The 18045-nt window shown below is 70.1% G+C and carries 17 protein-coding genes; 5 read left to right on the top strand and 12 right to left on the bottom strand.

All coding sequences use genetic code 11. The annotated features are described in order from the left end of the window. Positions 1–40: 40 nt before the first annotated feature. Positions 41–1624 (bottom strand): MFS transporter, encoded by a 1584-nt coding sequence (locus QSK32_RS32625; RefSeq protein ID WP_285474011.1) that lies wholly within the window; start codon positions 1622–1624, stop codon positions 41–43. Positions 1625–1667: 43 nt separating this feature from the next. Next, complete coding sequence (locus QSK32_RS32620; RefSeq protein ID WP_285474010.1) at positions 1668–2147, bottom strand: winged helix-turn-helix transcriptional regulator; 480 nt, start codon at positions 2145–2147, stop codon at positions 1668–1670. 74 nt (positions 2148–2221) lie between these two features. Between QSK32_RS32620 and QSK32_RS32615 the strand changes: the two genes are divergently transcribed. Beyond that, the gene (locus QSK32_RS32615) at positions 2222–2749 is read left to right on the top strand and encodes a PaaI family thioesterase (RefSeq protein ID WP_285474009.1); all 528 of its coding nucleotides are present in this window, start codon (positions 2222–2224) and stop codon (positions 2747–2749) included. Between the two features lie 163 nt (positions 2750–2912). On the opposite strand, the gene QSK32_RS32610 is transcribed toward QSK32_RS32615, so the two are convergent. Next, complete coding sequence (locus QSK32_RS32610; protein ID WP_045746681.1) at positions 2913–3740, bottom strand: peptidylprolyl isomerase; 828 nt, start codon at positions 3738–3740, stop codon at positions 2913–2915. Between the two features lie 36 nt (positions 3741–3776). Beyond that, on the bottom strand, positions 3777–4643 hold the full coding sequence (locus QSK32_RS32605) for a peptidylprolyl isomerase (RefSeq protein WP_045746680.1): 867 nt from the start codon (positions 4641–4643) through the stop codon (positions 3777–3779). A gap of 144 nt (positions 4644–4787) precedes the next feature. Here QSK32_RS32605 and QSK32_RS32600 point away from each other — a divergent pair, with 144 nt between their 5' ends. The 3 genes from QSK32_RS32600 (at position 4788) to QSK32_RS32590 (ending at position 7835) form a co-directional block, all read left to right on the top strand. Beyond that, the gene (locus tag QSK32_RS32600; protein WP_045746679.1) at positions 4788–5474 is read left to right on the top strand and encodes an MBL fold metallo-hydrolase; all 687 of its coding nucleotides are present in this window, start codon (positions 4788–4790) and stop codon (positions 5472–5474) included. 8 nt (positions 5475–5482) lie between these two features. After that, positions 5483–6805: a histidine--tRNA ligase gene (hisS, locus tag QSK32_RS32595; RefSeq protein WP_285474008.1), complete on the top strand. Its 1323-nt coding sequence runs from the start codon at positions 5483–5485 to the stop codon at positions 6803–6805. 829 nt (positions 6806–7634) lie between these two features. After that, on the top strand, positions 7635–7835 hold the full coding sequence (locus QSK32_RS32590; RefSeq protein WP_285474007.1) for a hypothetical protein: 201 nt from the start codon (positions 7635–7637) through the stop codon (positions 7833–7835). A 387-nt stretch (positions 7836–8222) separates the two neighbouring features. Here the strand turns inward: QSK32_RS32590 and QSK32_RS32585 are convergent, their stop codons facing one another. The 8 genes from QSK32_RS32585 to ruvC form a co-directional block, all read right to left on the bottom strand. Then, complete coding sequence (locus QSK32_RS32585) at positions 8223–10622, bottom strand: RelA/SpoT family protein (RefSeq protein WP_045746213.1); 2400 nt, start codon at positions 10620–10622, stop codon at positions 8223–8225. Between the two features lie 180 nt (positions 10623–10802). Continuing rightward, positions 10803–11363 carry an adenine phosphoribosyltransferase gene (locus QSK32_RS32580; protein ID WP_045746212.1) on the bottom strand — a complete coding sequence of 187 codons (561 nt, stop codon included), beginning with the start codon at positions 11361–11363 and terminating at the stop codon, positions 10803–10805. A 68-nt stretch (positions 11364–11431) separates the two neighbouring features. Continuing rightward, on the bottom strand, positions 11432–12616 hold the full coding sequence (gene secF / locus QSK32_RS32575; RefSeq protein ID WP_045746211.1) for a protein translocase subunit SecF: 1185 nt from the start codon (positions 12614–12616) through the stop codon (positions 11432–11434). 1 nt (position 12617) lies between these two features. After that, entirely contained in the window at positions 12618–14504 is a 1887-nt protein-coding gene (gene secD / locus QSK32_RS32570) for a protein translocase subunit SecD (RefSeq protein ID WP_045746210.1), read from the bottom strand. 165 nt (positions 14505–14669) lie between these two features. Continuing rightward, a complete protein-coding gene (gene yajC, locus QSK32_RS32565; protein WP_045746209.1) occupies positions 14670–15077 on the bottom strand; it encodes a preprotein translocase subunit YajC in 408 nt (135 codons plus the stop codon). Between the two features lie 146 nt (positions 15078–15223). Further along, positions 15224–16267, bottom strand: coding sequence for a Holliday junction branch migration DNA helicase RuvB (gene ruvB, locus QSK32_RS32560; protein WP_045746208.1), 1044 nt, complete (start codon positions 16265–16267; stop codon positions 15224–15226). Next, positions 16264–16866, bottom strand: coding sequence for a Holliday junction branch migration protein RuvA (ruvA, locus tag QSK32_RS32555; RefSeq protein WP_045746207.1), 603 nt, complete (start codon positions 16864–16866; stop codon positions 16264–16266). Before ruvA ends, ruvB begins: the two co-directional genes overlap by 4 nt. Further along, positions 16863–17378 (bottom strand): crossover junction endodeoxyribonuclease RuvC, encoded by a 516-nt coding sequence (gene ruvC / locus QSK32_RS32550; RefSeq protein ID WP_045746206.1) that lies wholly within the window; start codon positions 17376–17378, stop codon positions 16863–16865. Before ruvC ends, ruvA begins: the two co-directional genes overlap by 4 nt. A gap of 116 nt (positions 17379–17494) precedes the next feature. Here ruvC and QSK32_RS32545 point away from each other — a divergent pair, with 116 nt between their 5' ends. Further along, a complete protein-coding gene (locus tag QSK32_RS32545; protein ID WP_285474006.1) occupies positions 17495–18013 on the top strand; it encodes a SigE family RNA polymerase sigma factor in 519 nt (172 codons plus the stop codon). Positions 18014–18045 lie beyond the last annotated feature (32 nt).

The raw sequence follows: 18045 nt of genomic DNA, 5'->3' as shown, positions 1-18045 counted from the left end.
GTACCTACGAGGTTAATCGGAACAAAACCGAAACATCCGGCTAATCGGCATGCAAGAGGTGGGTGATCCGTGCCGGGCCCTCCGCCAGCGCCACCGCATGCGTCTCCACCTTCTCGTCGTCCCCGGTCAGCCGCCCCTGGTGCTGACGCAGATGCTCCTCCCACGTCGGCACCAGGTAGACCTCGACGAACGCGGCCGGATCCGCGCCGTCCCGGAACAGGCCCCACTGCGTCGCGCCGGTCCGCTGCCGGGACAGCCGGACACCGTCCATCGCGGCGACGAACGCGGACCGGTTCTCCTCCGGCACCCGGTAGGCCGCGGTCACCAGCACCGGCCCGCGATCCAGGTGCGGCTGCAACATCAGGTGCGGCTCCGGCCAGTAGATCGCCGGCGTGTGGTCGTCGTCCTCGTGGGTGTGCACGGGCAGCAGGCGTACCGTCGCGGCGCCGGCCAGCACCAGCAGACCGGCCGCGGTGAACGCGGGGACCAGCCCCAGATGCTCGGCGACCTGACCCCAGGCCAGCGCCCCGGCGGCCTGACCGCCGGCGAAGACCAGCTGATAGACGGCCAGGGCCCGGGCCCGCACCCAGTTCGGCAGCACGAGCTGCATCGCGGCGTTCATCCGGGAGACCAGCATCATCCAGGCCAGGCCCGCGACGACCAGGGCGAGGACCACCGGGACGACATGCCGGACCGCGGCGGTGACCAGCAGCGCGGCCCCGTAGGCGAGACCGGTCCCGGCGATCATCTGGTTGGTGCGCAGGAGCCGGCGGGCCCGGGGCATCGCCAGGGCGCCGGCTATCGCGCCGACGCCCAGGGCGGTGAGCAGGACGCCGTAACCGCGGGCGCCCATGGCGAGCCGGTCACGGGCCACCAGCGGCAGCAGACTCCACACCACGCTGCCGGGCAGGACGAAGACGGCGACCCGGGTGAGGATCTGCCGGACCTGCGGGTGATAGCGGATGTACCGCCCGCCGGCCTTCACCGCGGCGCCGAACCGTTCCGGCATCCGCGGCACCGCCTGCGGTTCCCGCCGCCAGCGCAGCAGCGCCACGGCGAACACGCCGAACGACAGGGCGTTGAGAGCGAACACGGTCGCCGACCCGAAATGCGCCACCAGCAGACCGCCGACGGCCGGGCCCGCGGAACGCGCCAGGTTGGTGTTGACGGCACCGAGAGCGGACGCGGCCGGCAGCCGGTCGTGCGGCACGATCTCCGGGATGACGGCCTGCCAGGCGGGCAGAGTCAGCGCCTGCCCCACCCCGAGCAGGAAGGTGAAGACCAGCAGGACCGGGGGCGCGATCCGGTCCAGGCCCGCGAGCACGGCCAGGACGACCCCGATCACGAGCATCGTCATCTGTACGCCGAGAAGCAGTCGCCGCCGATCCAGTGCGTCCGCGAGCGCCCCGGACGGCAGCGCGAACAGCAGGACCGGCAGCACGGTGGCGGCCTGCACCAGGCTCACCCAGGTCGCCGCGGCGGGCTCACCGACGACCAGCCACTGTGCGCCGACGGTCTGCATCCAGGTGCCGAGGTTTCCGGCCAGCACCGCGATCCAGAGCCCGCGGAACACGGGTTCTCGCAGTGGCGCCCAGGCTCCGTCGTGTTCCTTCGCGTCGGTCACCGCGTGAACCTATCGACCGCCGATTGCGCCGCTCCACCCCCATTTATCGGTTTTTATCGCGCAATTTGGTGCCTGGACCGGGACGTGGCAGGACGGCACGACGGTCGTCGATCACGTGACCGGCGGCGCAGTGCGTCTCCAGGTGGACCTTCGCGCCGCAGTCGCGGTGCACGTACTCGATCGGCGGGCCCTCCGGGTCGGCCAGGTGGCGGTTACCCCAGCCGGCCAGGGCGATCAGCACCGGATAGAGGTCGAAGCCCTTCTCCGTCAGCCGGTATTCGTGGCGTTCCCGGGCACCCGGCTCCCGGTAGGGCTCGCGTCGCAGCACGCCGTGCTCCACCAGGCCGGCCAGACGGTTCGCCAGCACCTGGCGGGGGATCTTCGTGCGGACCCGCATGTCGTCGAAGCGCCGGATGCCGGTGAACACCTCGCGCAGCACCACGATCGTCCACTTCTCCCCCAGGATCTCCATGGCCCGGGCGATCGTGCAGTTGTCGACGTCGAGGTCGAGCGGGTCCACCATGCCGTCGAGGCTAGCGCCTGCCCGCAGGCTAGGTCTGATTGACAGACTCAGCGGGCCCGTGACAGCCTGCGTCCATGACACAGACTCAGGATGCCGCCACCGCCGCCGACCGGCGGACCCGGACGTTCGGGTGGTCCGACCCGGCGGAACACGCGAGCCTGCTCGGGCAGCGCAGCGGCCTGGAGCTGATGCTCGCCATGGCATCCGGAGAACTCCCGCCGCCGCCGATCATGCGGCTCATCGACGTCGCCGGGTTCCACGCCCGGGAAGGCAGCATCACCGTCGAGATCGACCCGCAGGAGTTCCACTACAACCCGCTGGGGACGGTGCACGGCGGGATCATCTCCACCCTGCTGGACACCGCCGCCGCGTGTTCGGTGCACAGCACGCTGCCGGCCGGCGTCGGATACACCAGCATGGACCTCAACGTGAGGTTCCTGCGCGCCGTGACCATCGGATCCGGGCGGCTGACCTGCACCGGGGAGGTCCTCCAGCGGGGACGGCGGACCGCCCTGGCGCAGGCTCGGCTGACGGACGCGGCCGGCCGGCTGATCGCCCACGCGACCTCGACCTGCATGCTCTTCGACCTGCCGCCCGCCTGAGGAAGGCGCACCGGCCACGGAGGACGGACGGGAGTGAGCCCCCGGCGGTGAAACGGCCGAACCGTCTGGGGCCACCCCGGGACGGTCGGATTTCTCCGGGTAGGTGTGGCTCGTACCCACGAAAAAGGGCGACCCACCAGGGGCCGCCCTTCTCCCGTGAGATCTAGGACCAGGTCATGGTCTTGATCAGAAGTTCCTTCTTGGGGTGACCACCACCGGCCGAGGACGCGAACGCGCCGTCGTCACCGGCCTTGACCACGTCCTTGACCAGGTCGAGGCCGCTGGTGATGCTGCCCAGGAGGGTGTAGTTCGCCGGGAGGGAGGTGTCCTCCGAGCAGATGAAGAACTGGCTGCCGGTGCTGCCCGGCTGGCCGGTGTTGGCCATCGCGATGGAACCCGCCGGGTACGGCTTCTCGGTGTCGGTCGGCAGGTTCTCCTCGGCCATGGTGTAGCTCGGGCCGCCGGTGCCGTCGGTCTCGCGGTAGCCGTCGCCGGTCGCGAACGGGTCACCGCACTGGAGAACCTTGAAGGAGTCCTCGTTCACCAGACGGTGGCACTTGGTGTTGTCGAGGAACTTCTTCTCGGTCAGGTACTTGTAGCTGGCGCCGGTGCACGGAGCCTTCGCCAGGTCGACCGCCGCGACGATCGGGCCCAGGTTGGTGTCGAAGGTCAGCGTGCCGGTGCCGGTGTTCGGCACCGTGGTCGGCGGGGTGCCGACGTCCTTGACCTTGCCACCGGTGGCCTCGTCCGACGGGGTCCAGGTGCAGCTCACGGTGCCGGCCTGGGGGGCCGCGGCACTGGTCTTGTCGTCGTCGTCACTGACCAGTTCCCTGATCCAGAGCCCGGCTCCCACGATGACCACCACCGCGAGGGCCGACCCGATGATCGCCTGACGCTGGCGACGCTTACGTGCGGCCGTCGAGCGCTCGGCCATCTCTTTTTCGAGACGGGCCCGCGCCGCCGCGCGCTGCCGGTCCTTGATCGACGACACGGTGTTCCTCCTGCTGGGTCTTAAGCCTTCACGAAGTCAGGACTGGGCGCTGGCCGACGGGGCCGCACCGGCGGCGCTCGCGCCGACGGTCAGAGTCTGGATGGTGATCTTCTCGGACGGCTTGACCTCGTCACCGGCGCTGTTCGCCTCGGTTTTGATCTTGCCGATCTTGTCCAGGGTGGCGACACCGCCGGTCACGTGACCGACGATCGAGTACTCCGGCTCGACGTCGGCGGCGGGCGCGAAGTCCTTGAAGAAAACGAGGAACTGGCTGCTGTTCGCCCCCGGCGGGTTGCCGATCAGGGCGACGGTGCCCTTGGGGTAGAGCACCGTGTTCGTCGTGCCCGTCGCCGCGCTCGCGCTGGGCTCCGGGCGCACCGGCACGTTCTCGTCGTAGAACGAGTAGGTCGGACCGCCCTGACCGGTGCCGGCCGGGTCGCCGCAGCGCAGCGCGCCGTCGGCGGTGATCTCGTGACACTCGGTGTTGTCGTAGAAGCCCTTGCCCGCCAGGTAGGACAGGCTGGCCGCCGCGCACGGCGCGCTCGCCACGTCGAGGGCCACCGAGATCGGCTCACCCTTGTCCGTGGAGATCGTCATGGTCTCGGTTCCCGTCTCCGGGATGTCCTTGGTGGGCGGTTCACCGACGTCCTTGAGGGCCGGGTTGCTGCCCGCGTCCTGTGGCGTCCAGGCGCAGATGTCCACCGCCTCGGTGCTACCGCTGTCGTCGCTGTCGAAAGCGCCACCGATCCAGGCGCCACCAGCCGCGATGAGCACGACGGCGAGGCTGATGCCGACGCCCGCCGTGACCCTGCGACGGCGGCGCTCCCGCTCGGCCCGGCGGACCTGTTGCCGGTCGAATTTCGCGCGCGCGAGCTTGCGCTGCCGGTCCTTGCTGGAAGCCACCGAACGCTGTCCTTCCCTGTGCATGTCAAGGGGTGCGGCACGCCACACGCCCGCAAGAGTGTACGGGTACCTCCTGAGAAAGTGGTGTGCGGCCGCCCGGCTAGGCTCGTTACGATTTGCACCCGCTCCAGAGAGGTCGCCACCGTGCTCGTCACCGGCTTCCCGGCCGAGGCCTTCGGCACCAACTGCTATGTGGTGGCCGCAGGTCCGGGCGAGCAGTGCCTGATCGTCGATCCGGGCATCGGCGTGCTCGACCGCCTCGACGAGGTGCTGGCCCAGCACCGGCTGTCCCCGGCGGCCGTGCTGCTCACCCACGGCCACCTCGACCACACGTTCTCGGTCGCCCCGGTCTGCGGCGCCCGCGGAGTCACCGCATACGTGCACCCGGCCGACCGGGAGATGCTGGCCGACCCGTCCAAGGGGCTGAGCGCCGACCTGAGTTCACTCTTCGGTGGCCGGCTGGAATATTCCGAACCCGACGACGTCGCCGAGCTGACCGACGGCGCGACGCTGTCGATCGCCGGACTCGAGATCACCGTCGACCATGCGCCCGGCCATACCGGCGGGTCGGTGCTGTTCCGCCTGCCCGGCGACGAGGAGTCCGAGGTGTGTTTCTCGGGCGACGTCCTCTTCGCCGGCTCGATCGGGCGCACCGACCTGCCGGGCGGCAGCACCCCGACGATGATGACCAGCCTGCGGGACAAGATCCTGCCGCTGGCCGACGACACCGTCGTGCTGCCCGGCCACGGACCGGCCACCACCATCGGCCGTGAGCGCGCGTCTAACCCGTACCTGCGGGATCTGACCGCCGCGCCCGGCCGCTTCCTGTAGGAGTTCCAGTGCCCATTTCCGGTTTCCCCGAGTGGCTGCCGTCGCAGCGCATGATCGAGCAGTACACGCTCGACAAGATCCGTTCCACCTTCGAGCTCTACGGCTTCGCACCGCTGGAGACCCGGGCCGTCGAGCCGCTGGACACGCTGCTCTCCAAGGGCGAGACGTCCAAGGAGGTCTACCTCCTGCGCCGCCTGCAGGAGGACTCCGGCGCTGCGTCGTCCGGCTCCTCCGATGATCAACTCGGTCTACACTTCGACCTGACCGTCCCGTTCGCACGGTTCGTCACGGAGAACCACGGGAAGCTGCAGTTCCCGTTCCGGCGCTACCAGATCCAGAAGGTGTGGCGGGGCGAACGCCCGCAGGAGGGCCGCTACCGCGAATTCCTGCAGGCCGACATCGACGTGATCAACCGGGACACCCTGCCGTTCCACTTCGACACCGAGATGCCGCTGGTGATCGGGGACGCGTTCCGGTCGCTGCCCATCCCCGCCGCGACCATCCAGGTCAACAACCGCAAGGTGTGCGAGGGCTTCTACCGCGGACTCGGACTCGCCGACACCGCCCAGGTGCTGCGCACCGTCGACAAGCTGGACAAAATCGGCCCGGACAAGGTCGCGGCCGCTCTGGTCGAGACGGCCGGTGCGACCGACGCGCAGGCAGCGGCATGTCTGAAATTGGCCGAGATCTCGGCATCCGATGGTTCGTTCGTGGACCGGGTGCGGGCGCTCGGCGTCGACGACCCGCTGCTCGACGAGGGACTGTCCGAGCTGCTCCAGGTGGTCGAGACCGCCGCCGAACACTCCCCCGGCCTGGTCCGCGCCGAGCTGAAGATCGCGCGCGGGCTGGACTACTACACCGGCACCGTCTACGAGACCCAGCTGCAGGGATATGAGCGTTTCGGCTCCATCTGCTCGGGTGGACGCTACGAGAACCTCGCCTCCGTCGGCAACACCCGCTTCCCCGGCGTCGGCATCTCCATCGGCGTCTCCCGCATGCTCGGCCTGCTCTTCGGCCAGAACGCGCTGACCGTCTCCCGCTCCGTACCGACCTGCGTGGTCGTGGCCCTCCCCAGCGAGGACAAGCGCACCGACTGCGAGCGCATCGCCACCGCCCTGCGCCGCCGCGGCATCCCCACCGAAGTAGCACCGTCAGCCGCCAAATTCGGCAAGCAGATCCAGTTCGCCGACCGGCGCGGCATCCCCTACGTCTGGTTCCCCGGCGACCCCGACACCGTCAAGGACATCCGCACCGGCGACCAGCTCGAGGCCGACCCGGCAACCTGGACCCCGCCGACCGCGGACCTCCACCCCAGCATCACCGGAGCCTGACCCCTTCCGGTCCAGCAAGGCGCGCTTCTCCCGCTCCTCATCCTGTACGCCCACACCCACCACAAACGCATCCGAGCCGTCGCGGGGCTACCCGCGGCGGCTCGTCCCGTACCACGACCACAGGCCGGACCGCCGTCCCGCAGACGGTGCCGCTCTCTGCCCGTGCCCAGCCGGCGGCCGGACGGCTGCGTTCCCACGGTCGAATACCGGAGCAACTGGTCAGCGGCACACGGTGACGTCACGTCCAGTCCCGGCCTACGCGGCAACACGGCACAGCGGCGGCGCGGCGCGGGGCGCGGCACCGCAGCGCGGGGCGCGGCACCGCAGCGCGGGGCGCACGGCGTGGCACGCAGCGCGGGGCGGCACGGGGCAAAGCAGCACGGCACGGCACGGCACGGCACGGCGCACGGCACGGCACGGCACGGCGCGGCACAACGGCGCGGCACGGCGCGGCACAACGGCGCGGCACGGCGCGGCACAACGGCGCGGCACGGCACAGCGCCCCCGGAGCCGCCGCCAAGATCGGAAGAGGTCAAGTGGCGTTCCGGCCATCCCGGCCGTCGCCCACGGTCCACCCGAGAGCCGAAAACAACCGCAGACGACGGCCGGGTGACCCCGAGCCGTCGCTCACGGCTGATTCCCACCCTCCCGAACAGCCGTGTCCGACGGCTCGACCAGCTCGGCCGTCGGCTGTGGTCCATCCGCGAGCCGAAAACAACCCTGAGCGACGGCCCAGCAGCCGCACCATGCCACCCAGCAAAAGTTGACCTTGGACGTGACCACGCGCTGCGACAAACGGCTGAGCTGCGCTAATGCGACCGCTGGGGGATTGCTGGAAGTAGGGCAGGAAGTCGCCACCACCACCGCCACCGCTGTCGCCACCACCACCGCCACCGCTGTCACCACCACCACCGCCACCGCTGTCACCACCACCACCGCCACCGCTGTCACCACCACCGCTGTCGCCGCTGTCACCGCTGTCACCGCTGTCACCGGCCGACGACTTGCCACGGCGAAGGGGACCGCATAGTTACTGGTCACGGCTTTGATCAACTTAAACCAAGCGGCATTGTCGGTGCGCCGACCACCGTCCCCGGTGGCAAGAGCACCACGATCGGCGACTGGGGTGGGCCGTCGCACCACGAACAATCAGCCGAAGCGGGGAGCGAAGGCGGCGACCCTATTCACGCCGACGAGCGCCGACGAGCGTTGACGAGCGTTGACGAGCGCCGACGAGCGTTGACGAGCGCCGACGCAAGGCACGCCGCCGCCCACCAACAGGAGCCGCGTAGTGCCACCAGGAGGAGGTCAGCCGGCCCACCCCGGGAAGGTACCGAAACGGCCGCTTACCCCGTACAACGGAAAGAGCGTGCGGAAAGCACGCACCTCGACCGAGATGCGCGCTTTCCGCGACAGGTCAGGCCCCGGACGTCACCCGGTACGCGTCGAACACGCCGTCCACCTTGCGCACCGCCGCGACCAGATGCCCGAGGTGTTTGGGGTCGGCCATTTCGAAGGTGAAGCGGCTCACCGCCACCCGGTCGCGGGTCGTGGTGACCGTGGCGGACAGGATGTTGACGCGTTCTTCGGAGAGCACCCTCGTCACGTCCGCCAGCAGTTTGTGACGGTCGAGGGCTTCCACCTGGATGGCGACCAGGAACGTCGACGCGGACGTCGGTTTCCAGCTGACTTCGACGACGCGTTCGGCCTGGTCGCGCAGGTCTTCGGCGTTGGCGCAGTCTTCGCGGTGGACGCTGACACCGCCGGAACGGGTGACGAAGCCGAACACGGCGTCGCCGGGCACCGGGGTGCAGCAGCGGGCCAGTTTGACCCAGACGTCGGAGACGCCCTTGACGACGACGCCCGGGTCCTGCGCGGAGCCGCGGTTGCGGGGCGGGCGGGTCGCGACGGCCGTCTCGGCGATGTCCTCGACCGCGCCCTCCTCGCCGCCGAACCCGGCGACGAGTTTCTGCACCACGGACTGGGCGGAGACGGTGCTCTCACCGACCGCGGCGTAGAGCGAGGCCACGTCGGGCAGGTGCAGGTCGCGCGCGATGGTGTTGAGGTTCTCGCTGGTCAGCATGCGCTGCAGGGGCAGGCCCTGTTTGCGCATCGCCTTGACGATCGCCTCCTTGCCGACCTCGATCGCTTCTTCGCGGCGTTCCTTGTTGAAGTACTGCCGGATCTTGGTGCGGGCGCGGGGGCTCTTGACGAAGCCGAGCCAGTCCTGGGTCGGGCCGGCGGTGGCCGATTTCGACGTGAAGATCTCGATCACGTCGCCGTTGGAGAGGGTCGACTCCAGCGGGACCAGTTTGCCGTTGACCCGGGCGCCGATGCACTTGTGGCCGACCTCGGTGTGCACCGCGTAGGCGAAGTCGACGGGCGTGGACCCCGTCGGCAGGGGAATGACGTCGCCCTTGGGGGTGAAGACGTACACCTCCTGGCTGGACAGGTCGAAGCGCAGCGCGTCCAGGAACTCGGACGGGTCGCTCGCCTCGCGCTGCCAGTCGAGCAGCTGCCGCAGCCAGGTCATCTCGTCGATGTGCGCCGGCGGGCCGACGATCGTCGCGCCCTTCTGCTCCTTGTACTTCCAGTGCGCGGCGATGCCGAACTCGGCGGTGCGGTGCATCGCGAAGGTGCGGATCTGCATCTCGACCGGCTTGCCGGTCGGGCCGATGACCGTCGTGTGCAACGACTGGTACATGTTGAATTTCGGCATCGCGATGTAGTCCTTGAACCGGCCCGGCACGGGCTGCCAGTTCGCGTGGATGACGCCCAGCGCGGCGTAGCAGTCGCGGACCGTGTCGACCAGGATGCGCACGCCGACCAGGTCGTAGATGTCGTTGAAGTCGCGGCCCCGCACGATCATCTTCTGGTAGATCGAGTAGAGGTGCTTGGGGCGGCCGGTGGTCTCCGCCTTGATCTTCGCGGACTTGAGGTCGAGGCTGACCCGGTTGGTCACCTGGCGCAACAGCGCCTCACGCTGCGGCTGGTGCTCCCCGATCAGGCGGTTGATCTCCTCGAACCGCTTCGGGAACAGCGTGCCGAAGGCGAGGTCCTCGAGCTCCCACTTGATCGTGTTCATGCCGAGGCGGTGGGCCAGCGGCGCCAGGATCTCCAGCGTCTCCTTGGCCTTCTGCTCCTGCTTGGCGCGGGGCAGGAAGGTCAGGGTGCGCATGTTGTGCAGCCGGTCGGCGAGCTTGATGACGAGCACCCGTGGGTCCTTGGCCATCGCGACGACCATCTTGCGGATCGTCTCGGCCTTGGCGGCGTCGCCGAGTTTCACCCGGTCGAGTTTCGTCACGCCGTCGACGAGCAGCGCCACCTCGGGACCGAAGTCGGCGCGCATGCTCTCCAGGGAGTAGTCGGTGTCCTCGATCGTGTCGTGCAGCAGCGCCGCCACCAGCGTCGTGGTGTCCATGCCCAGGTTGGCCAGGATCGTCGCCACGGCGAGCGGATGCGTGATGTACGGGTCGCCGGACTTGCGGTATTGCCCCGAGTGCCAGCGGGCGGCCACGTCGAACGCCTTCTGCAGCGCGCGGGCGTCCGCCTTGGGGTGGCTGGCGCGGTGCGTGGCGATCAGGGGCTCGAGGACCTCGCTGACCTGGGTGCTCTGCCACGGCGCGTTGAACCGGGCCAGACGGGCCCGGACCCGGCGCCCGGTCGGCGCGCTGGCCAGACCGAAGCCGCTGCCCGAGTCGTCGGAAGGTGACAGAGGCTGAGTGCTCTCGTCATCGGGGCGGGCCTGATCACCGGTCCGCGCGTTCTCGGTCGGTTGCACCGTGCCCTCCGCCGGAGGGGCGACGTCGCTGGACACCGGTCTCCTCACACCATCGCCGCGTGCCCCGTCGCCAGGATCCCCAGCCGGGGACGGCCCGTTGCCAGAGCCAGGGTTAGTCACCTTGGAACGTCCATCCTACCCGCACCGCCCTACGGAGTGGCCCGGCCGAACCTACGAATAAGCAGGCCCGACCGGGCGAAGAACATCGAAGACGGATCAAACGGTCAGCAGCGCGTGCACACCGCGCGGGCTGAGCCGTTCCCGCCCGTTGAGGAAGCCCAGCTCCATCAACACCGTGAAGCCGCTGACGGTTCCGCCGGCCTGCTCCACGAGGTCCATCGTCGCCGCCGCGGTGCCGCCGGTCGCCAGAACGTCGTCGACGACCAGAACGCGCTGTCCGGCCACGAAAGCGTCCTCGTGCACCTCCAGGGTGGCCTCGCCGTATTCCAGCGCGTACGAGGCGGAGAAGGCCGGTCGCGGCAGCTTGCCGGCCTTGCGGACCGGCACCACGCCGGCACCGGTGGCGTAGCCGATGGCGGCCGCGATCAGGAAGCCGCGCGCCTCCACACCGGCCACCACGTCGAAGGATCCGGCGCCGTGGTGCGCGACGATGCCGTCCACCACCTTGCGGAAGGTCGGCCCGTCCCCGAACAGCGGCATCAGGTCCTTGAAGAGGACGCCCGGCTTGGGGAAGTCCGGCACGTCGACGGTGCCGGAGGCCACCAGCGCGGCCAGCTCCGGCCCGCTGTCCCCGGTCACCTGAATCTCGGTAGTCACGGCGAACAGCGTAGTGAAAGACGAACGGCCCGCCACTCGAAGGTGGCGGGCCGTACCGACAGTCACTCTCAGCGGCGCTTGCCGCCCCCGCTGGGACGGTTGCCGGCGCCGCCACCACGGTTGGTGGTGTTGCGCTTGACGGCCGGGCGGGCGCCCGGACGCGGGGTGGTGCCGCCGACGAACGCCGGCTCGTCGGAGTCGGTCGCGTCGGCCGAGCGGGTCCGCTCGGCGCGCGGCGCCACGTCGTCGGAGCGGGACGCCCGCTTGGCCAGCACCCGGGCGTTGTGCGCCTTGATCTTCGGCTCCTGGTCCTTCAGCGCGCTGAGCACCGGGGCCGCGAACACGATCGAGGAGATGACGCCGAGGCCCATACCGACGAAGAGCACCAGGCCGAGGTCCTTCAGCGTGCCGGCGCCGAGCAGGCCGGCGCCGATGAAGAGCAGACCGCCGACCGGCAGCAGCGCCACCAGGCCGGTGTTCAGCGACCGCATCAGGGTCTGGTTGACCGCGAGGTTGGTCGCCTCGGCGTAGGTGCGCCCGGAGCCCGCCGTGATGCCGCGGGTGTTCTCCTGCACCTTGTCGAAGACCACGACCACGTCGTACAGCGCGTAGCCGAGGATCGTCAGGAAGCCGATCACCGTCGACGGGGTGACCTCGAAGCCGACCGCCGAGTAGATGCCGGCGGTGAGGGTGAGGTCGAGCAGCAGGGAGGCCAGCGCACCGACCGCCATCCGCCACTCGAACCGGACGATGAGGTAGGCGACCACCAGGATCAGGAAGATCACCAGACCGAGGATGGCCTTCTCGGTGACCGCCCCGCCCCAGGCCGACGAGACCTGGTTGTCGCTGACCTGGTCGGCGGTGAGGCCGAGCTCGCCGACGATCGCGGTCTTGGCCTTCTCGACCTCGGGGGCCGACAGGGCCGAGGCCCGCACCGTGAAGCTGGAGCTGTCGCCGGTGCCGATCTGCTGGGCCGCGAGGACCGTGGCGTCCGGCTGGACGGCGTGGATCGCCCGGGTGACGACGTCTTCGGCGTCGTCCTGGGTCAGCGTCTTGCCCGCGGCCGCGGCCGGGAGCGTGAACGAGGTGCCGCCGGAGAACTCGATGCCGAGGTGGAAGCCGCGGATCGCGATGGTGCCGATGGAGAAGACGACGAGCAGAGCCGCGACGAGGAACCACGTCTTACGGCGCCCGACGATGTTGATGTTCGCCTCGCCCTGGTACAGGCGGGTGGCGAGACCCGGACGGGCCATCTCAGGCCTCCTTCACGCGCGAGGAGGGGGTCTCCTCGGTCTGGGCCGTCCGCAGGACGCGGCCGAGGCCACTGACCCGCGGCGACATGAACGCCTTGGTGTTCGCGAACATCGTCATGATCGGGTGCCGGAAGAGGAACACCACGAGCAGGTCGAGGACGACGGAGAGACCCATGGCGAAGGCGAAGCCCTGCACGGCGCCGATCGAGACGATGTAGAGCACCGCGGCACAGAGGATCGTGATCGTGTTCGCCGAGATGATCGTGCGACGGGCCCGGTTCCAGGCACGCGGCACCGCACTGCGCGGCGACCGGCCCTCGTGGATCTCGTCCTTGAGTCGTTCGAAGTAGATGACGAACGAGTCGGCCGCGACACCCAGTGACACGATGAAACCGGCGATGCCGGCGAGCGTCACGGTGAAGCCCATCGTCCGGCCCAGGAAGACCAGCGCGCCGAAGGTGAGCAGCGCGGAGAGGCCGAGGCTGAGGAAGATGACCGAGCCGAGCAGGCGGTAGTAGAAGAACGCGTAGACCGCCACCAGGCCGAGGCCGATCGCGGCGGCCAGCAGGCCCGCCTCGAGCTGCTCGTAACCGAGGGTCGCGGAGACGGTCTGCGCCGGGCCGGCCTCGAAGTTGACCGGGATCGCGCCGAAGTTGAGCTGGTCGGCGAGCTTCTTGGCGGAGACCGCGTTGAAGTCACCGGTGATCTGCGAGGAGCCGGTCAGCACACCCTGGATCTGCGGTGCGGAGAGGATCTCCTTGTCCAGCACCACGGCCACGGCGCAGTGCTCGGCGGTGCCGTAGAGCGAGGTCACCGCGGTGTAGCAGGCGTCGGTGGTGGTCGCGTTGAACGCCTTGCGGGTCAGCTCGGCCCACTTGGTCTGGCCCTCGCTCTTGAAGTCGAGGGAGACGACCCACTGGTTCTGCGTGGTGTCCAGCTGCGGGCTGGCTTCCTTGATGTCGTCGCCGATGACCTCGGCCTTGTCCAGCGTCACCTTCGCGGCGCCCTGGTAGCAGGCCACCACCTCGGAGCTGATGTCGTCGATCGAGCCGTTCGGCCGGGCGTTGAGCTGGGCACAGCTGATCGTCGGCACGTTGAACTGCATCTGCGGCGACAGCGCGGCCACCTCGGGCCCGCTGAGCGTCGAGAACGCCTTGAACGGCAGGCCCGCCTCGGGGTCGGTGCTCAGGTCGACCGGCGCGGACAGCTTCTCGGCGAGGGCCCAGGTCTCGGCGCCGACCTTCTCCTTCGCGGCCGCGAGGTTCGCGGCCATGTCCCCGGTCTGCGGCGCGGGCGCGGCGGCCGGCGCGGAGGCCGAGGTGGACGGAGCGGGGCTCGGGCTGCCGCTCGGCGCCGGCGCTCCACCGCCCTGGCCACCGGTGGACGGGCTGGCGCCGACCTCGGGCGCCGCACCGCTGGCCGCCGCCGACGGTTCGGCCGACGGGGCGGCACTGCCGCTCGCCGACGCGCTCGGCGTGGGCGAGGCCGGGTTGAGCGCCGACGCGGAGACGTCGCCGGTCACACCGGTGAGCAGGCGGAACCGCATGTTCGCCGCCTGCGAGAGGTCCTTGAGCTGGTCCTCGGCCTCACCGGCGAGCGAGACGACGATGGTGTTGTTGCCCTGGATCACGACCTCGGCCTCGGAGACGCCGAGAGCGTTGACGCGGCTCTCGATGATCTCCTGTGCGGTCTTCATCGCCTCCTGCGTGGGCGGGGCGCCCGCCTGGGAGGCGATGTAGGTCGCCTGGGTGCCACCGACCAGGTCGAGGCCGAGCTTCGGCTTCAGACGGTCGGTGAAGCTCCCGGACGCGCCGCCCGCGAAGAAGACGGCCAGATAGAGGACGACGAAGACCAGACCGAGCACGGCGAGTTGCCGTCCAGGATGCATCTGTCCCTGTGGTGGTCGTGCCACGGCGTTAGGTCTCCCTGTGTTTCGGCCGCGGGGTGACGCGGCGATGTCTATCGGTGACCGCCGTCGACGTCCGAACAGCGGCCTGACAGACCGACCCGCCGGCGGGAGGCCGCGGGCCGGTCCGGGGTGGAGCTATGCGGGTCAGTCCTTCTTGCCGGTCTCGGTGACCGGGTTCTCCGGCTCCTTCACGTCCGCCGCGACGACCTCGGGCTCCTCGACCTCCGGCTCGACGACCTCGGGCTCCTCGACGATCGCGTCAGCCTTGCGGTGCACGGTCGCGATGGCCGGGCGCGCGAAGCGGACCTGCACGTCGGGGGCGATCTCCAGCACCACGTCCTGATCTTCGATGGCGACGACGGTGCCGTGCAGGCCACCGATGGTGCGGATCTCGTCGCCCGGGCCGAGCGAGTTCTGCATCTCGACCGCCTCACGGCGGCGCTTCTGCTGCGGACGGATCATCACGAAGTACATGAACCCGAAGAGCAGGACGATGATCAGCAGAAACGAGAAATTGCCGCCGCTTGCTTGTTGCTCAGCTGCGTGGAACACGAAGAAAGCCTTCCGTAAGCCACGGGCGCGGGCGTGGGCGGGCGCCGGGGCGATATACAGATTTGCGGTTGAACCGCGGCGAGTCTAATAGGTCAACCTGGAGATAACGAATGCGGCACACGTCACGTTCAGATCACGAGCGATTATCAAGCGTCACGAGCGAACAGGTCGCCCTGGAAGACCCCGGAACGGCCGTCTGCCGGGGGCGTTCTGCCCAGATGTGCCCATCCTGCCTCGGTCGCCACCCGGCCCCGCGGCGTACGCGCCAACAGCCCCGCCCGGACCAGGAACGGCTCGCACACCTCTTCCACCGTGTCGGACTGCTCCCCCACCGCGACGGCGAGCGTGGACAGCCCCACCGGACCGCCCTTGAACGAGTCGATCAGCGCCCGCAGCACCGCCCGGTCCAACCGGTCCAGCCCCAGCGCGTCCACATCGTAGACCTGCAGCGCGGCGCGGGCGACGTCTTCGGTCACCACACCGTCCGCCCGGACCTCGGCGAAGTCCCGGACCCGGCGCAGCAGCCGGTTGGCGATCCGGGGCGTGCCCCGGGACCGGCCGGCGATCTCGGCCGCGCCCTCCGGGGTGATCGGCACGCCGAGGATCTTCGCCGAGCGGTGGAGCAGAGCGTCCAGGTCGGCCGGTGAGTAGAAGTCCAGGTGCGCGACGAATCCGAACCGGTCACGCATCGGGCCGGACAGCAGGCCCGCCCGGGTGGTCGCGCCGACCAGGGTGAACGGTTCCACGTCGAGCGGGATCGCGGTGGCGCCCGGGCCCTTGCCGACCACCACGTCGACCCGGAAGTCCTCCATCGCGCTGTAGAGGAGTTCCTCGGCCGGTTTCGCGATCCGGTGGATCTCGTCGATGAAGAGCACGTCGCCGGGGGCGAGGCCGGTCAGGATCGCCGCCAGGTCACCGGACCGCTCGATCACCGGGCCGCTGGTGGTCCGGATGCCGGTGCCCAGCTCGGCGGCGACGATGTTGGCCAAGGTGGTCTTGCCCAGACCGGGCGGGCCGCTCAGCAGGATGTGGTCGGGTGGGGTGCCCCGGCCCATCGACGCCTTGAGCAGGAGTTCCAGCTGGTCGCGGACCCGGTGCTGTGCGATGAAGTCGGCCAGCCGGCGCGGCCGGACGCTGGCCTCGGCGTCCAGCTCCTCGTCGCGGGCCTCGGGAGAGAGGTCCTCGGTCATCGGTTCTTGCCCAGCAGCCGGATCGCCTGGCGCAGCAGCGCCGGCACCGGCGGCACCTCGCCGTCGATGGTCTCGCCGATCGCGGCGACCGCCTGGTCGGCCTGGGTCGCGGACCAGCCGAGCGCGAGCACGCCCTGGCGGACCTGCTCCTGCCAGGCGCCGTTCAGCACGCCGGCCGCACCGTTCTCGCCGATCGGCATCGGGCCGATCTTGTCCTTGAGCTCGACGATCAGTTTCTCCGCGCCGCGCTTGCCGATGCCCGGCACCTGGGTGAGCACCGCGAGGTCGCCGCCGGCGATCGCGCGCCGCACGGTCTCCGGCTGATGCACCGCGAGCACCGCCTGGGCGATCCGCGGGCCGACGCCGTTGGCGGTCAGCAGCAGGTCGAACAGCTGGCGTTCGGTCTCGTCGGCGAAACCGAACAGGGTCAGCGAGTCCTCCCGCACGATCAGCGTGGTGGAGAGCCTCGACTCGGCACCGACGCGCAGGCCGGCCAGCGTGTTCGGCGTGCAGAGCACCCGCATGCCGACACCGCCGACCTCGACGACGGCGCTGTCCGGAAGGATCGCGGTGACCACACCGCGCACACTTGCGATCATCGGAGACTCCTGCGGGCTGCGGCCTCGATCTTCGCACGGGTGCCCCCGCGCCAGATGTGGCAGATGGCGATGGCGATGGCGTCGGCCGCGTCGGCCGGCCTGGGTGGCGCGGCCAGCCGCAGCAGGCGGGTCACCATCGCGGTGACCTGTGCCTTGTCGGCCGTGCCGGACCCGGTCACGGCCGCCTTGACCTCGCTCGGGGTGTAGGTCTGCACCGGCAGTCCGGCCCGCGCGCCGGCCAGGATCGCGATGCCGCTGGCCTGCGCGGTGCCCATCACCGACCGGGCGTTGTGCTGGGCGAACACCCGCTCGACGGCCACGCTGTCCGGCTTGTGCTCGGCGACCAGCGCGGTGAGGCGCAGGTCCAGGTTGAGCAGGCGCAGGGCGATGTCCTCGTCCGGCTCGCTGCGCACCACGTGGTAGTCGATCAGCGTGCCCGGCCGGCCCGGCATGCCCTCGACGACGCCGACACCGCACCGCGTCAGCCCCGGATCGATGCCGAGCACCCGCACCACGGACCTCCCCTTCGCGAACGCGTGTTCGACACCCTAATACGACTGTCACTTGCGCCCGCCGCCGACACGCCTCGACGATGGGCCGGGAGGCCGCCGTGTACCTCATCGCGCCCATGGACGACGATCCGCCGCCGGACTACGTCGCCTTCGTCACCGAGCACCGTCGTGACCTGCGCGGGGAGGCGTCGCGGCTGGTCGGCGGCGACGCCGTGGCGGCGGAGATCTACAGCGAGGTGCTGATCGATCTGGCCGCGCACTGGCGGCGGCTGCGCTGGTGGGGCCGCATCACACGGACCGACGCGACGAGCGCCTATCTACGCCGGCGGCTCGTCGGCCGGGCCGGCCGGTGGCGCGACGAGCAGATCTATCCGGTCGAGGTCCTCGGCCTGCGCCCACCACCCCCGGTGGTCCCGCCGATCATCGAGGGCGGCAGCCTGGCACTGCGCAAAGCCGAGATCCTTCGGGGTACGACCGGAGCACCGCGGGACGCCGTCGCGGATGCCGGAATAGCCTGGGTGCACGCCTGGCGCCGCAGTCAGTGGCGGCAGATCGTGCTGCGGGCCGTCACCGGAACCGTGCTGATCGTCGGGATGCTCCAGTACTTCACCTGGCTCGGCACCCACGGCCCCTGAGAACACGCCGGGCCGGCCCCGCAGGACCGGCC

The sequence above is a fragment of the Actinoplanes sp. NBRC 101535 genome, from assembly GCF_030269225.1.
GTDB lineage: Bacteria > Actinomycetota > Actinomycetes > Mycobacteriales > Micromonosporaceae > Actinoplanes > Actinoplanes rectilineatus.
Note: the sequence above shows the minus strand (reverse complement) of the source record. Positions and strands in the feature narration are given on the sequence as shown.

What these genes read in the sequence shown, in the direction of transcription:
- QSK32_RS32620 (WP_285474010.1), bottom strand. Translation starts at nt 2,147, where the DNA reads ATGGTGGACCCGCTCGACCTCGACGTCGACAACTGCACGATCGCCCGG.
- QSK32_RS32615 (WP_285474009.1), top strand. Translation starts at nt 2,222, where the DNA reads ATGACACAGACTCAGGATGCCGCCACCGCCGCCGACCGGCGGACCCGG.
- secF (WP_045746211.1), bottom strand. Translation starts at nt 12,616, where the DNA reads ATGGCCCGTCCGGGTCTCGCCACCCGCCTGTACCAGGGCGAGGCGAAC.
- secD (WP_045746210.1), bottom strand. Translation starts at nt 14,504, where the DNA reads ATGCATCCTGGACGGCAACTCGCCGTGCTCGGTCTGGTCTTCGTCGTC.
- ruvB (WP_045746208.1), bottom strand. Translation starts at nt 16,267, where the DNA reads ATGACCGAGGACCTCTCTCCCGAGGCCCGCGACGAGGAGCTGGACGCC.
- ruvA (WP_045746207.1), bottom strand. Translation starts at nt 16,866, where the DNA reads ATGATCGCAAGTGTGCGCGGTGTGGTCACCGCGATCCTTCCGGACAGC.
- QSK32_RS32545 (WP_285474006.1), top strand. Translation starts at nt 17,495, where the DNA reads ATGGACGACGATCCGCCGCCGGACTACGTCGCCTTCGTCACCGAGCAC.